14 protein-coding genes and 1 pseudogene are annotated in these 14,225 nt (G+C 68.2%); 4 read left to right on the top strand and 11 right to left on the bottom strand.

Annotated elements, in window-relative coordinates; all coding sequences use genetic code 11:
* The 5 genes and pseudogenes from IV088_RS23965 to IV088_RS23945 all read right to left on the bottom strand — a co-directional run.
* Positions 1 to 175, bottom strand: a pseudogene (locus IV088_RS23965) (NADP-dependent oxidoreductase); the annotation flags it as partial.
* 34 nt (positions 176 to 209) lie between these two features.
* A complete protein-coding gene (locus IV088_RS23960) occupies positions 210 to 635 on the bottom strand; it encodes a PaaI family thioesterase (protein WP_291106951.1) in 426 nt (141 codons plus the stop codon).
* Complete coding sequence (locus IV088_RS23955) at positions 636 to 1,427, bottom strand: SDR family oxidoreductase (protein ID WP_291106949.1); 792 nt, start codon at positions 1,425 to 1,427, stop codon at positions 636 to 638. It abuts the gene before it with no gap.
* A gap of 33 nt (positions 1,428 to 1,460) precedes the next feature.
* Positions 1,461 to 3,284, bottom strand: coding sequence for an acyl-CoA dehydrogenase (locus tag IV088_RS23950; RefSeq protein WP_291106947.1), 1,824 nt, complete (start codon positions 3,282 to 3,284; stop codon positions 1,461 to 1,463).
* Positions 3,285 to 3,321: 37 nt separating this feature from the next.
* Entirely contained in the window at positions 3,322 to 4,353 is a 1,032-nt protein-coding gene (locus IV088_RS23945; protein WP_291106945.1) for a helix-turn-helix domain-containing protein, read from the bottom strand.
* 193 nt (positions 4,354 to 4,546) lie between these two features.
* Here IV088_RS23945 and IV088_RS23940 point away from each other — a divergent pair, with 193 nt between their 5' ends.
* The 4 genes from IV088_RS23940 to IV088_RS23925 all read left to right on the top strand — a co-directional run bounded on the left by IV088_RS23940 (position 4,547) and on the right by IV088_RS23925 (position 8,605).
* Entirely contained in the window at positions 4,547 to 5,350 is an 804-nt protein-coding gene (locus IV088_RS23940) for an SDR family oxidoreductase (protein ID WP_291106944.1), read from the top strand.
* 102 nt (positions 5,351 to 5,452) lie between these two features.
* Positions 5,453 to 6,685 (top strand): styrene monooxygenase/indole monooxygenase family protein, encoded by a 1,233-nt coding sequence (locus IV088_RS23935; RefSeq protein WP_291106943.1) that lies wholly within the window; start codon positions 5,453 to 5,455, stop codon positions 6,683 to 6,685.
* 127 nt (positions 6,686 to 6,812) lie between these two features.
* Positions 6,813 to 7,370 (top strand): flavin reductase family protein, encoded by a 558-nt coding sequence (locus IV088_RS23930; RefSeq protein WP_177135520.1) that lies wholly within the window; start codon positions 6,813 to 6,815, stop codon positions 7,368 to 7,370.
* A complete protein-coding gene (locus IV088_RS23925) occupies positions 7,367 to 8,605 on the top strand; it encodes a dienelactone hydrolase family protein (RefSeq protein ID WP_291106940.1) in 1,239 nt (412 codons plus the stop codon). Before IV088_RS23930 ends, IV088_RS23925 begins: the two co-directional genes overlap by 4 nt.
* Before the next feature lie 39 nt (positions 8,606 to 8,644).
* Here IV088_RS23925 and IV088_RS23920 read toward each other — a convergent pair whose 3' ends face one another.
* The 6 genes from IV088_RS23920 to IV088_RS23895 form a co-directional block, all read right to left on the bottom strand.
* The gene (locus tag IV088_RS23920) at positions 8,645 to 9,613 is read right to left on the bottom strand and encodes a tripartite tricarboxylate transporter substrate binding protein (RefSeq protein WP_291106938.1); all 969 of its coding nucleotides are present in this window, start codon (positions 9,611 to 9,613) and stop codon (positions 8,645 to 8,647) included.
* A 47-nt stretch (positions 9,614 to 9,660) separates the two neighbouring features.
* A complete protein-coding gene (locus tag IV088_RS23915) occupies positions 9,661 to 9,993 on the bottom strand; it encodes a hypothetical protein (protein WP_291106936.1) in 333 nt (110 codons plus the stop codon).
* A 1-nt stretch (position 9,994) separates the two neighbouring features.
* Positions 9,995 to 11,356, bottom strand: coding sequence for an acyclic terpene utilization AtuA family protein (locus tag IV088_RS23910; RefSeq protein WP_291106934.1), 1,362 nt, complete (start codon positions 11,354 to 11,356; stop codon positions 9,995 to 9,997).
* A 63-nt stretch (positions 11,357 to 11,419) separates the two neighbouring features.
* On the bottom strand, positions 11,420 to 11,863 hold the full coding sequence (locus IV088_RS23905) for a PaaI family thioesterase (RefSeq protein WP_291106932.1): 444 nt from the start codon (positions 11,861 to 11,863) through the stop codon (positions 11,420 to 11,422).
* Between the two features lie 2 nt (positions 11,864 to 11,865).
* Positions 11,866 to 13,041, bottom strand: coding sequence for an acetyl-CoA C-acyltransferase (locus tag IV088_RS23900; RefSeq protein WP_291088913.1), 1,176 nt, complete (start codon positions 13,039 to 13,041; stop codon positions 11,866 to 11,868).
* A 30-nt stretch (positions 13,042 to 13,071) separates the two neighbouring features.
* A partial coding sequence (locus IV088_RS23895; protein WP_291106930.1) for a 3-hydroxyacyl-CoA dehydrogenase occupies positions 13,072 to 14,225 on the bottom strand: 1,154 nt, incomplete at its 5' end.

The following is a 14,225-nucleotide window of genomic DNA, read 5'->3' as shown; positions in this document are numbered from 1 at the left end:
TCTTGCTGTCGTTCATGCGGCCGCGCATGTAGGGGTCCAGGCTCAGGTAGTGGTGGCGCACGAGCACCTGTCCGTCGGTCAGCGCCGGCGTCTCGGTGGTCACGAGCTTGAAATTGCCGACGGTGGCTTCGCCTTGCGGGCGGTTGTCGAGAACGATCTGTGGGTTGGTGGGCATGGTGTGTCTCCGTGGGTGAGGTCGAACCGGCAGGTCAGTCGGTCTTCAGGGTGTTGAGGGCGTTGGTGGACTTGCCCACCGGCAGGCGCGGCACGAACTTGAAGGTGCCGGTGGCGTGCGCGCAGAGCTTGCCGGCGGCATCAAAGATGCTGCCTTCGGTGAAGGCCATGGTGGCGGTGCGGTGCAGCAGCTTGCCCTTGGCCAGCAGCGACCCCTTGGCCGCGCGCATGAAGCTGGTCTTCATCTCGATGGTGACGCAGCCCATGGCCGGCTCCACCGAGCGCGCGGCGTGCGCCATGACCACGTCGAGCAGGGTCATGCTGGCGCCGCCGTGCACCACATTGAACGAGTTCTCGTGCTCGGGCTTCGGTGCGAAGGCGATCTCCGCTTCACCGCCTTCGAACCTCTGCAGTTCGAAGCCGAGCAGCTCGACGAAAGGAATGTGAACCGAGAACTCCACTCAACCTCCTGTGATGACTGAAACGCCACCATCGACAGCGAGCCACTGCCCCGTGATGTGTTTGCCCGCGTCCGACGCGTAGAGCACCGTCAGGCCCTTCAGGTCTTCGTCATCGCCCAGGCGGCGCAGCGGGGCGTGCGAGGCCAGCTTCTCTTCGCCCATGGCCTTGAGCGTGCCCTGCGTCATCTTGCTCGGGAAAAAGCCCGGGCAGATGGCGTTGACACGGATGCCATGTTCGCCCCACTCGGCGGCCAGCGCACGGGTGAAGTTGATGACCGCGCCCTTGGAGGTGTTGTAGGCAATCGTCTTCATGCCCGAGGGGTTGCCGCCCAGGCCGGCGATGCTGGCGGTGTTGATGATGCTGCCGCTGCGGCGCGGGATCATGCTGGCCTTGGCGATCAACTGGCTCAGCAGAAAGTAGCTGCGCACGTTGAGGTTCATGACCTTGTCCCAGGCTTCGAGCGGGTGGTCTTCGGCCGGCGCGCCCCAGGCCGCGCCGGCGTTGTTGATCAGGATGTCCACCTCGCCCACGCGCTGCAGGGTTTCGCTGGTGAGGCGGCGGATGTCTTCTTCGAGCGAGCAGTCGGCGGCGATCCAGCGCGCGTCGATGCCCGCGGCCTGCAGCTCGGCGGTGGACTCTTCCAGGTCGCTGGCCTTGCGCGAGCTGATCACCACGCGGGCGCCGGCCTCGCCGAGGGCGTGGGCCATCTGCAGGCCCAGGCCGCGCGAGCCGCCGGTCACGAGGGCGGTCTTGCCCTTGAGGTCAAAGAGTTGGGTCACGGTTCGGGTCATCGATGTCTCCTGGGATGTTGGAAATGGAGGGAATCAGAAAGCGTCTTCGGGCAGTTCGGCGCAGGTCAGGTCGCGTTCGCGCACCACCTGCAACCAGGCGCCGATCTTCGGCAGCTCGTAGTGAAAGAAAAAGCGCGCGGCGGCCAGGCGCCCGGTGCGCGCGCTGCTCTCGCTGGCGGCCCGCGCGGCCAGTGCCACATCGAGCCAGATCCAGGCCAGCACGGTGTGGCCAAAGGCCTGCAGGTAGGGCACGGCGTTGGCCAGGGCCTCGGTCGGGTTGGCGGTGGCCCAGGCGGCCTGGGTGGTGGTGCCCACGTCTTGCAGGGCCTGGCCCAGCGCGCTGGCGTGCGCGGCGAGTTCGGGCACCTGCATCGCGCGCTCGATGGTGGCCTTGATGCGGCCGGCCAGCAGCTGCAGGCCCTTGCCGTTTTCCATCAGCACCTTGCGGCCCAGCAGGTCCATGCCCTGGATGCCGTGCGTGCCCTCGTGGATCATGTTCAGGCGGTTGTCGCGCCAGTACTGCTCGACCGGGAAGTCGCGCGTGTAGCCGTAGCCGCCGTGCACCTGGATCGCCAGCGAGTTGGCTTCGAGGCACCACTCGCTGGGCCAGCTCTTGGCGATGGGCGTGAGCACCTCCAGCAGCAGGCGCGCGTCGTCGGCCGCTTCAGGACTGCCGGTGTGCTGCTCGTCCACCAGGCGCGCGCAGTACAGCTCCAGCGCCAGCGCGCCCTCGCAGTAGCTCTTCTGCGCCAGCAGCATGCGTTTCACATCGGCGTGTTCGATGATGCGCACCTGCGGCGCGGCGGCGTCTTTTCCGCCGGCTGAAATGGGTCGGCCCTGCGGGCGGTTCTTCGCGTAGTCGAGCGACGCGTGGTACCCCGCCATGCCCAACATGGTGGCCGCCATGCCGACGCCGATGCGGGCCTCGTTCATCATGTGGAACATGCAATGCAGGCCCTTGCCCGGCTGCCCCACCAGATACCCCACGGCGCCGGCCTCGCCACGCACGGGGTACTTGCCTTCGCCGAAATTGAGCAGCGTGTTGGTCGTGCCGCGCCAGCCGCACTTGTGGTTGAGCCCCGCCAGCGCCACGTCGTTGCGCTCGCCGGTCAGTTGCCCTTCGGCGTCCACCAGTTTTTTGGGCACGATGAAGAGCGAAATGCCCTTCACGCCCGGGACCAGTTTGCCGTGTTCGTCCGGGATCTTGGCCAGCACCAGGTGGATGATGTTCTCGGTCAGCTCGTGTTCGCCGGCCGAGATCCACATCTTGTTGCCCTTGAGCCGGTACCGCGGGCCGAGCGGGTCGGCCTCACTGCCCTGGCCGTCGGGCACGGCGCGCGTGACCACGTCGCTGAGCGAGGAACCGGCCTGCGGTTCGCTCAGGCACATGGTGCCCGAGAAGCGGCCGCTGAACTCGTTGAGCGCGAACACGCGCTGCTGCGCCTCGGTGCCGTGCTTCATCAGCAGGTTGGCGTTGCCGGTGGTCAACATGCCCGAGCCGATGCTGACCGAGGCCATGGCGAAGAAGGCGTTGGCCGCGGCCTCCACGGTGTAGGGCAGCTGCATGCCGCCGATGTCGTGGTCTTGCGCGGCGCTCAACATGCCGCTGTCGGCGTAGGCCTTCTGCGCGTCGTGCGTGGCCTGCGGCAGGATCACCTTTTCGCCGTCGAAATGCGGCTCCTGCGTGTCCACCAGGCGGTTGAACGGCGCGTATTTTTCGCGCGCGATGCGCTCGCAGGTGTCGAGCACGGCGTCGAAGGTTTCGCGCGAGTGGTCGGCAAAACGTTCACGCTGGTTGAGCGCCTCGGCACCCAGCCAGTCGTGGAGCAAAAAGTCGATGGTGGGACGCAAGCTCATGGGGCTCCTCGATCAGGGAGCGCCAACTGTAATGCGCTCAGGCGCGTGGGCTTGACCCCTGCATGACAGCACGCGGCGTCTTCAGGGTGTCCACCGGGCGCTCACCGAAACGGCGCTGGTACTGCGCCGCGAAGTGGCCCATGTGCAGGAAGCCATGCTCGGCGGCCACCAGCGTCACGGTCACGTCGGTCGACGCCTGGCCGGCGGCCCGGCGCAGCAGCGCGCGCACCTTGTCCAGGCGCAGGTTGCGCCAGTACACCATGGGCGACTCGCCGGTGTGGGCAACGAAGGCCTGCTGCAGGCTGCGCGCGCTCACGTGCAGGTGCCCGCAGAGGTCGGCCAGCGTCAACGGCCGTGTCACGTTGGCCTGCATGAAGTCCTGCGCCCGCCGCACGGCGCGCGGCAGCAGCGGGCGCCGGGTGTCGCCACACAGGGCCTCGCTGTAGTTGTGGGGCGCCTGCATGAGCAGGGTGCTGAGCAGGTAGGCCTCGGCCTGCTGGGCCAGGGCGGAGCCGGCAAACCCGGCGTCCACCTCCAGGGTTTCGGCCAGGTAACGCACAAACCCGGCCAGGGGCGCCAGCGCCGGCGTGTCCATGGCCAGGCCCAGCCCGAACACCAGCGGCCGGTGCACGGCGGTCTGGGACAGTTGCTCCACCTGCCGCACCACGGCCCCCTGCGACAGGCGCAGGATCAGGTGCGGGCTGTCATCGGCCCAGCGCATCTTCAGGTATTCGGTGGGGGACGGCAACGAGGCCATGCCCGGCCGGGCCGTGACCTGCTGCCCGCCGCAGTTCACCTCGGCGCTGCCCCGCAACGGGATCTGCAGCAGGTAGAAGTTGCCGAGTTGCCCGGGTTCGATGTCCACCGCCGGGCCGTACTGCACGTAGTTGAGGCTCACGTCCTGACACACCGGCGCGCTGTGGTGGCGCGCGTCGAGCACCACGGCCGACCCACAGGGGTTGAGCATGTGAGGGCAGAACACACGCGCCACCGCCTCGCGCGCCTGGTCCACGTCCCGCGTGTGAAACAGCGCGTGGCTGGCCAGCGGGTAACGGTAGGGCGACAACATGGCGCCAAAACTAACAAATCACGCACCGATGCGCCACGGGATTTTCCCGCGACGGCCCGCCGTGAAAAGGCTCGGCCCGCAATTTCTCGCTTTTGGGACGGTGGCTGCGCAAACGGGATGCCACCGGGGCCGGCCGGTTTCTACATTGGCCCCACCGCCACCCGCGGCGTTGTTTCAAGCCCAGGAGACCCCCATGCCCCAAGCCACTTTTCTCGGACTGTCCGGCAAGACCGCCATTGTCACCGGCGGCGCCACCCTCATCGGCGCCGCCGTGGTGCGGGCCCTGCACGCCCAGGGCGTGCGGGTCACGCTGGCCGACATCGACATCCCCAGTGGCCAGGCGGTGGCCGATGCCTGCGGCGAGGGCGTGTGGTTCCGCGCCACCGACATCACCGACGACGCCCAGGTGACGGCCTGCGCAGACGAGACCGCCGCGCGCTTCGGCAGCGTCGACTTCCTCATCAACCTGGCCTGCTCGTACGTGGACGAGGGGCTGCGGTCGGGCCGCGCCGACTGGCACAAAGCCCTGGACGTGAACGTGGCCAGCGCGGTGATGATGCTCAAGGCGGTGCACCCGCACATGCAGAAGGCCGGGGCTGGCGCGGTGGTCAACTTCACCAGCATCTCCTCCGGCGTGGCGCAAACCGGTCGCTGGCTCTACCCGGTCAGCAAGGCCGCGTTGGTGCAGCTGACGCGCAACATGGCCATGGACCTGGCACCCGATCACATCCGGGTCAACAGCGTGTCGCCCGGCTGGACCTGGTCGGCCATCATGAACCAGCTCACCCACGGCGACCGCGCCAAGACCGACCGCGTGGCCGCGCCCTTCCACCTGTTGAAGCGCGTCGGCGACCCCGACGAAGTGGCCCAGGTGGTGCTGTTCCTGTGCTCGGACCACGCCAGCTTTGTCACCGGCGCCGACTACGCCGTCGACGGCGGCTATTCGGCCATGGGCCCCGAATCGCACGAACCGGCCATCCCCAAGCTGATGGACTGAGCGCCGCGCCGGGCCGCTCCCAAGCAAGCTCGCACCGCAGCCCGCAGGGCAAAGGTGCTCCAACCAACCCTGCTTTCCCCCACACCACCAGGAGACAACACCATGCGCAAGATCATGATCGTCGGCGCCGGCCAGGCCGGGCTGCAACTGGGCATCAGCCTGCTCCAGCGCGGTTACCGCGTCAGCATCACCAGCAACCGCACACCCGAGGACCTGCGCACCGGCAAGGTGCTGTCCAGCCAGTGCATGTTCCACGACAGCCTGCAGCTTGAGCGCGACCGCGGGCTCAACTTCTGGGAGCCCGACTGCCCGCCGGTCGAGGGCATTTCCTTCACCGTGCCCCACCCCGAACTGCCCGGCGAAAAGGCCATGAGCTGGGGCCACCGCCTGGACCACAAGGCGCAGTCCGTCGACCAGCGCGTGAAGGTGCCCGGCTGGATGGCCGAGTTCGGCCGCCTGGGCGGCGAGCTGCTGATGCACGAAGCCGGCATGGACGACCTGGAGCGCTGGACGCAGGACCACGATCTCGTGATCGTGGCCGCCGGCAAGGGCGCGATCGCCCAGATGTTTCAGCGCGACGCCAGCCGCAGCCCCTACGACAAGCCGCAGCGCGCCCTGGCGCTGACCTATGTGCACGGCATGGCGCCCCGCCCCGAGTACTCGGCCGTCAACTTCAACCTCATCCCCGGCGTGGGCGAGTACTTCGTGTTCCCGGCACTGACGGTCAGTGGCCCCTGCGAGATCATGGTGTTCGAGGGCGTGCCCGGCGGCCCGATGGACTGCTGGGGCGATGTGGCGACGCCGGCCCAGCACCTGGCCCGGTCCAAAGACATCCTGGCCAGGTTCCTGCCCTGGGAAGCGGCCCGCTGCACGCAGGTGGAGTTGACCGACGCCAACGGCATCCTCGCCGGGCGCTTCGCCCCCACGGTGCGCCAGCCGGTGGGCCAGCTGCCCAGCGGCCGGGTGGTGATGGGCATGGCCGACGCGGTGATGCTCAACGACCCCATCACCGGCCAGGGCTCCAACAACGCGGCCAAGTTTGCGAATGCGGTGGAACTGGCGATCGTGGCGCACGGCGACAAGCCCTTTGACGCCGCCTTCATGCAGCAGACCTTCGAAGATTTCTGGGCAAGTTATGGCCACTTCGCCACCGACTGGACCAACGCCTTGCTGTCGCCGCCACCGCCCCACGTGCTCAAGGTGCTGGGCGCGGCCTGCGGCGAACCCCGGGTGGCCCGTCGCATCGCCAACGGCTTCAACAACCCGACCGACTTCGTGAACTTCTTCATGACGCCGGACAAGGTCGACGCCTACCTGGAAGCGGTGCCGGCATGAGCGCTGCGCCGGGCCGTTCCCAAACAAGCTCGCACCGCAGCCCGCAGGGCGAAGGTACTCCAATGAACACAGCGCCGGGCCGCCCCAAGCAAGCTCGCACCGCAGCTCGAAGAGCGGAGGTACTCCAGTGACCGCGGCAGAACTGGGCACGCTGCCTCCCCTGCAGGCTCTGCGCCACAGCGCCAGCCTGCCGCTGTCCGACTTCCGCCTGGCCATGCGCCGCCTGACCGGCGCCGTGACACTGGTGGCCACCCACGATGGCCAGACCCTGGCCGGCCTGACCGCCACCGCCGTCACCTCCTTCTCGGCCGAACCGGCGCGGCTGCTGGCCTGCGTCAACCTCAAGGGTTCGACCTTCCGCGCCATCGCGGAAAGCCGGCGCATGAGCGTGAACCTGCTGGCCTACCGCCACCTCGACCTGGCGCAGCAGTTCGGCGGCGCGCCGACCCCGCAGGCGCAACGCTTCGAGCCCGGCCGCTGGGGCACGCTGGCCACCGGCGCGCCGGTGCTGCTGGACGCCCTGGCCGTGTTCGACTGCGTGGTCGACGAAATGATGGTGGCCCACAGCCACGCCGCCATGATCGGCGAGATCAAGGCGGTGCTGCTGAGCCCCCGCAACGAAGCGCCGCTGCTGTACTCGGACGGCCAATACACCACCCTCGCAGACCTTGGAGAAACCGCATGACGCCCACCACCCAAACCATCCGCATCCCAGCCAGCGACGGCAGCGGATCTTTCGACGCCCACCTCGCCCTGCCACCCTCGGGCCATGGCCCCGGCATCGTGCTCGCGCAGGAGATTTTTGGCGTCAACGCCACCATGCGCGCCGTGGCCGACCAGTACGCCGAAGAAGGCTATGTGGTGCTGGTGCCCGACCTGTTCTGGCGCCAGCAGCCCGGCATTCAGCTGGGCTACACCGAGGCCGATTTCCAGCGCGCCTTCGGCCTGTACCAAGGCTTCGACGAGACCCTGGGCGTGGCCGACATCCAGGCCAGCCTGAACGCGCTGCGCCAGCGCCCCGAGTGCACGGGCCAGGCCGGTGTGCTGGGCTTCTGTCTGGGCGGCAAGCTGGCCTACCTGGCGGCCTGCCACACCGATGCCGATGTGGCCGTCGGCTACTACGGCGTGGGCATTGAAAAGGCGCTGGACGACGCCCAGCGCCTGCGCGGCAGGCTGGTGCTGCACATCGCCGAAAACGACGCCTTCTGCCCGCCCGAGGCACGCGCCGCGATCCTGGCGGCGCTGTCAGGCCGCGACCAGACCGAGCTGTACGTGTACCCCGGCGTGGACCACGCGTTTGCGCGGCAGGGCGGCGACCACTTCCACAAGCCCTCCGCGCTGATGGCGCACCAGCGCAGCGTGGCCGCCTTCAAGGCCGTCATGGGCCCCCATCCCGACTTCTCGGCCCTGTGGGACAAACACTGCGAACACGAGTTCGCCACCCGCGACGTGGCCGCCACCATGGCCACCATGGTGGCCGAGCCGTACGTGAACCACATTCCTACCATGACCGGCGGCGTGGGCCACACCATGCTGTCGCGCTTCTACCAGCACCACTTCGTCAACAGCAACCCGCCCGACACCACGCTGGTGCCGATCTCACGCACCATCGGTGCCACGCAGATCGTCGACGAGCTGCTGTTCTGCTTCACCCACACCTGCGAGATCGACTGGATGCTGCCGGGCATCGCGCCCACCGGCCGACGCGTTGAAATCCCGCTGGTGGCCATCGTCAAGTTCCGGGGTGACAAGCTCTACCACGAACACATCTACTGGGACCAGGCCAGCGTGCTGGTGCAGATCGGCCGACTCGACCCGACCGGCCTGCCGGTGGCCGGCATCGAGACGGCGCGCAAGCTGCTGGACGAACACCAGCCGTCCAACACCCTGATGGCGAGCTGGGCGCGGTCGACGCCCTGAGAAACGCCCCTGGCGCCACCAGCGGAGTTCGACCGGTCCTTATTGCGGCTCGATCTTCGCGTCCTTGATCGCCTTGGCCCACTTGGCGGTCTCGGCCACGCTGCGCTTGGCGAGGTCGGCGGGGGTGCCGGGTTCGACCGCGAAGCCGATGCCGGCGAACTTCTCCTGCACCTCCTTGCTGTTGGCCGCGTCGTTCACCGCCTTGTTGAGCTTGGCCACGATGTCGGTCGGCGTGCCCGCGGGCGCGAACACCGCGAAGTAGGCGATCAGTTCGTAGTCCTTCAGGCCCAGGGCCTCGTTCACCGTGGGCAGCTCGGGCACGGCGGGCGAACGCTTGGACGAGGTGACGGCCAGGCCACGCACCTTGCCCGCCTTGACCTGCGGCAGCATCACGGCGAAGTCGGCGCTGAACATCTGCACCACGCCACCGATCAGGTCGGTCATGGCTGCGGGGCCGCTCTTGTAGGGCACGTTGGTGAGCTGGATGCCGGCCATGCCCGCCATCATCTCGGTGGACACCAGTTGCGAGGTGCTGGCGCTGGCAAAGGTCACGAAGGTGGGCTTGGCCTTGGCCAGGTCCACCAGCTCGCGCAGGGTCTTGGCCGGCACCTCGTTGTTGACCGCCATGATCAGCGGCACCGAGCCCATGTAGGCCACGGGCGCGAAGGCCTTGTCCTGGTCGTAGGGCAGTTGCTTCATCAGGCTCTTCAGGGCCGCGTTGGTGCTGTTGGTGCCGATCAGGATGGTGTAGCCGTCCGGCGCGGCCTTGGCCACCGCGTCGGCACCCAGCATGCCGTTCACGCCGGGCTTGTTGTCGATGATGATGGGTTGTCCCAGGGCTTCCTGCATCTTCTGTGCAAAGGCCCGGCCGATGGTGTCGGTGGCGCTGCCCGCCGCGAAGGGCACCACGGCCTTGATGGGCTTGTCGGGCCAGGCCTGCGCCAGCGCGGCGGATGAACACGCCAGCGCGGCGGCGGTGGTGGCAAGCAGTCGGAACACAGAACGCATCAGAGTCTCCTTCGGGTGGTTGTCAAAAGTCGGGGTCAGTGTAGGGGTCAGAGGGGCAGATCCAGCACCGCCGCACTCAAGGTTTTGCCGTGGGCATCGAGCGCCAGCGAGCGCGTGACGCCGCCGCCCAGGGCATCGAACATCACGAAGTGCACCGCCGCCAGACCGGGCAAGGTGTAGCGCCGCACCGGGCCGTGCACCACGCCGGCAAAGTGGGCCCGCACGCGCTCGGCGGTGAGCAGGCGCTCCAGCACCGGGTAGTCCGCCGGGTCCAGCGCGATCACGCTGAGCGTGGCGCGGTTGCCCTTGTCTCCCGAGCGCGCGAGCGCGATGTCGCGCAGGGTGCGCGGTGCCTGGGGATCGGTGGAGGCTGTGGACATGTCAGGCTTCCGGGTGGAGTTCAAGGAGGTCGCAGCGCGGCCGCATCGCGCTGCGCGGCACCAGCGCCGAAGCGGCCGCGATCACCTCGCGCACCGACTCCGTGACGCCGCCCCCGGCGGCCGGGCCGTTGAGGTAGAGCGCCTCCACCTCCTGCCCCACCGCTTCGGCCTGCGCGCGCGTCGCGCAACGCACCGCCAGGCGCACGCGCACTTCGTAGGGCTCGCGGTCGGCGCCGAGCTGAGGGCCGTGCATCGCGTTCACACCGATCAGCTCGGCGCGGTGTTCCAAGCCAGCGAGGCCGTGGGACAGCGTGGCCTCCAGCAGCCGGTGGCGCAGGATGGACAGCGCCAGTTCGCCGCGCGCCCGCGCACCCGGGCCGGCGTAGGAGATCTGGCCTTCGCCGATGAACCCGTCGCGGTAGCCCAGCGTCACCTTCAACTGTTCGGGGCGCGCGCGGCCGCTGGCGCCCTGCGCCTGCACGCGGTCGGGGCCGAGCGGCGTGAAGCGGACCTGTGAAAAGTCCCCCACCACATCGGCCTGCAGGTACTGCGCCGGGTCTTCCACTTCGTAAAGCAACTGCGCGGTGCAACTGAGCCGGTCCACGCGGCCGCCGGTGCCCGGCAGCTTGGTGATGACCGCGCCGCCATCGGCGGACACTTCGGCCAGCGGGAAACCCACGCGGTGCAGGTCGGGCACGTCCACATGGCCCGGGTCGGCCAGGTAGCCCCCGCTCACCTGCGCCGCGCATTCGAGCAGGTGGCCCACCAGCAGGCCCTGGCCCAGGCAGGGCCAGTCGTCCGCGGCCCAGCCGAAGTGATGCATCAGCGGGGCCAGAAACAGCGAAGGGTCGGCCACGCGGCCGGTGATGACCACGTCCGCATGGGCCTGCAGCGCGGGCAGCAGGGCGTCGGCGCCGAGGTAGGCGTTGGCCGAGACCAGGCGCCCGTCCAGCGAGCGCACGCTGTCGGTCGAGTCCATCAGCGGCACATCGTTCGACAACATCCAGGGCAGCACGTCGTCGCCGGTGACCACCGCCACGCGCAGGCGCGGCAGGCCCAGTTCGCGAGCCACGGCCAGCACCGCCTGACCGGCCGCCATCGGGTTCGCGGCGCCCATGTTGGTGATGACGGTCACGCCGTGGCGCACGCAGGCCGGCAGCACCGCGCGCATGCGCGCCTGGAGCATGGGGTCGTGGCCGGCTTGAGGATCGTGGGCACGGCGCAACTGGGCCAGCGCGATGGTGCGTTCGGCCAGGCACTCGAACACCAGGGCGTTCAGTTCGCCGCGTTCGGCCAGGTCCCGTGCGGGGTCGATACGGTCACCGGCGTAGCCGGCACCGCAACCGATGCGGTAGGTGGTCATCCCGACAGTGTGGCGCGGTTGGCGCGAGAGGGCCATGGGGTGAACCCCGGCGCCACCAACCGCTCAGGCCGAGGCCGCCGGCAGCGCGGCGATGGTGCCCTGGGCCACAGCGCAGAGCTTTTCCACGCCGTCCTTGAGCACGAACACATCGCAGCGGCAGACCGCCTGCGTTTTACCGGTGTGCACGGCTTCAGCGCGCGCGATCAGACGCTCGCCGATGGCCGGCCGGAGGTAGTTGATCTTGAATTCGGAGGTCACCACCGGCACGCGCAGCGCCGTGCCGCCCGCGTAGGTGAGCGCGTTGTCGGCGGCGTAGCTGAGCACGCCGCCGTGCACAAAGCCGTGCTGCTGCTGAACCGCCTCCGTGATCGGGACATGCAGTTCGCAATGCCCAGGCGACAACGCCACCAACTCGGCCCCGATCAGCACCGAGAAGGGCTGCTTCGCCAGGACCTCGCGGCCCATGGCGAGGAAGACCTCGGGGCTGACCGTGACCGGTTCTGCCATGTTCAGAGCACTTCGAAAACGCCGGCAGCGCCCATGCCGCCGCCGATGCACATGGTCACGCAGACGCGCTTGGCGCCGCGGCGCTTGCCTTCGATCAGCGCATGGCCGGTCAGGCGCTGGCCCGACACGCCGTAGGGGTGGCCCACCGCAATCGCGCCGCCGTTGACGTTGAGCTTGTCGCCCGGGATGCCCAGCTTGTCGCGGCAGTAGATCACCTGCACCGCGAAGGCTTCGTTGAGTTCCCACAGGTCGATGTCGCTCACCTTCAGGCCCAGGCGCGCGAGCACCTTGGGGATGGCGAACACCGGGCCGATGCCCATCTCGTCGGGCTCGCAACCGGCCACCGCGAAGCCGAGGAACCGGCCCAGGGGCGTCAGGCCACGTTTCTCGGCCATGGTTTCATTCATGAGCACGCAGGCGCCACCGCCGTCGCTGAACTGGCTGGCGTTGCCGGCCGAGACCAGGCCACCTGGCAGGGCCGAGCGCAGGCCGTGGATACCTTCAAACGTGGTCCCGGCGCGGATGCCTTCGTCGTTCTCCACCGTCACCTGCTTGGTGGTGAGGCCCATGACCTTGTCGGCCACGCCGGCGGTCACGGTGATGGGAGCGATCTCGGCCTTGAACAGGCCGGCTTCGAGTGCTGCCGTGGCCCGCTGCTGGCTGGCAGCGCCGTACTCGTCCATGGCGTCGCGCCCGATGTTGTAGCGCTTGGCCACCTGTTCGGCGGTCTGCAGCATGTTCCAGTAGATCTCGGGCTTGTTTTTCGCCAGCCATGGGTCGGCCAGCATGTGGGTGTTCATCTCCTGCTGCACGCAGGAGATGCTCTCCACGCCGCCGGCCACATACACGTCGCCCTCGCCGGCAATGATGCGCTGCGCGGCCATGGCGATGGTTTGAAGGCCGGACGAGCAGAAGCGGTTGACCGTCATGCCCGAGGTGGTGATGGGCAGGCCGGCGCGCAGCGCGATCTGGCGCGCGATGTTGGCGCCGGTGGCGCCTTCGGGGTTGGCGCAGCCCATGATGACGTCGTCCACTTCGGCGGCTTCGATGCCGGCGCGCTGCACGGCGTGCTGCACCGCGTGGCCGCCGAGGGTGGCTCCGTGGGTCATGTTGAAGGCGCCCTTCCAGCTCTTGGCCAGGGGGGTGCGGGCGGTGGAAACGATGACGGCGTTGGTCATGAAATGTTCTCCTTGTGTGGGTTCTTGGGCTCAGGCGTTGAAGGTTTTGCCTTCGGCCACCAGGCTCGCCAGCAGCGGGGCCGGCTCCCAGAATTTCGCGTCGTCCAGCGGGTTCTTGGCAAAGCGCTTCATGCTCTGCACCACGTTGAACAGGCCCACGGTGTCGGCGTAGATCATCGGGCCGCCGCGGTGCGCGGGGAAGCCGTAGCCGAAGATGTAGACCACGTCGATGTCGCTGGCCTTGTTGGCGATGCCCTCTTCCAGGATGTGCGCGGCCTCGTTGACCAGCGAATACACCAGGCGCTGCACGATCTCTTCATCGGAAATCTTGCGCGGCGTGATGCCCAGGCTCTTGCGGTGGTCCTCGATCATCTTCACCACTTCGGCGTTCGGGATCGCGTCGCGCTTGCCCGGCACGTAGTCGTACCAGCCGGCACCGGTCTTCTGGCCGTAGCGGCCCTTCTCGCACAGCAGGTCGGCCGTCTTGCTGTACTTCATGTCCGGCTTTTCCTGGTAGCGGCGCTTGCGGATCGCCCAGCCGATGTCGTTGCCGGCCAGGTCGCCCATGCGGAACGGGCCCATGGCCATGCCGAACTTCTCCATCGCCTTGTCGACCTGCTCGGGCGTGCAGCCTTCGTCGAGCAGGAAGCCGCCCTGGCGGCCGTACTGCTCGATCATGCGGTTGCCGATGAAGCCGTCGCACACGCCGGAGACCACCGCGGTCTTCTTGATCTTCTTGGCCACGGTCATCACGGTGGCCATCACGTCCTTGGCGGTCTTCTCGCCGCGCACCACTTCCAGCAGCTTCATCACGTTGGCCGGGCTGAAGAAGTGCAGGCCCACCACGTCCTGCGGGCGCTTGGTGAAGGAGGCGATCTTGTTGACGTCCAGCGTGGAGGTGTTGGAAGCCAGGATCGCGCCGGGCTTCATCACGCGGTCGAGTTCCTTGAACACCGCTTCCTTGACGCCGATCTCTTCGAACACGGCTTCGATCACCAGATCGGCCGAGCCGATCTCGTCGTAGCTCAGCGTGGTGGTGAGCAGGGCCATGCGCTGCTCGTACTTGTCCTGCTTGAGCTTGCCCTTCTTGACCTGGGCTTCGTAGTTCTTGCGGATGGTGGCCACACCACGGTCCAGCGCCTCCTGCTTCATCTCCAGCATCTTCACCGGGATGCCGGCGTTGA

Origin of the sequence: Hydrogenophaga sp. (assembly GCF_018780075.1) — a bacterium.
GTDB lineage: Bacteria > Pseudomonadota > Gammaproteobacteria > Burkholderiales > Burkholderiaceae_C > Hydrogenophaga.
The sequence above is the reverse complement of the archived record's forward strand: the minus strand, read 5'-3'. Positions and strand labels throughout refer to the sequence as shown.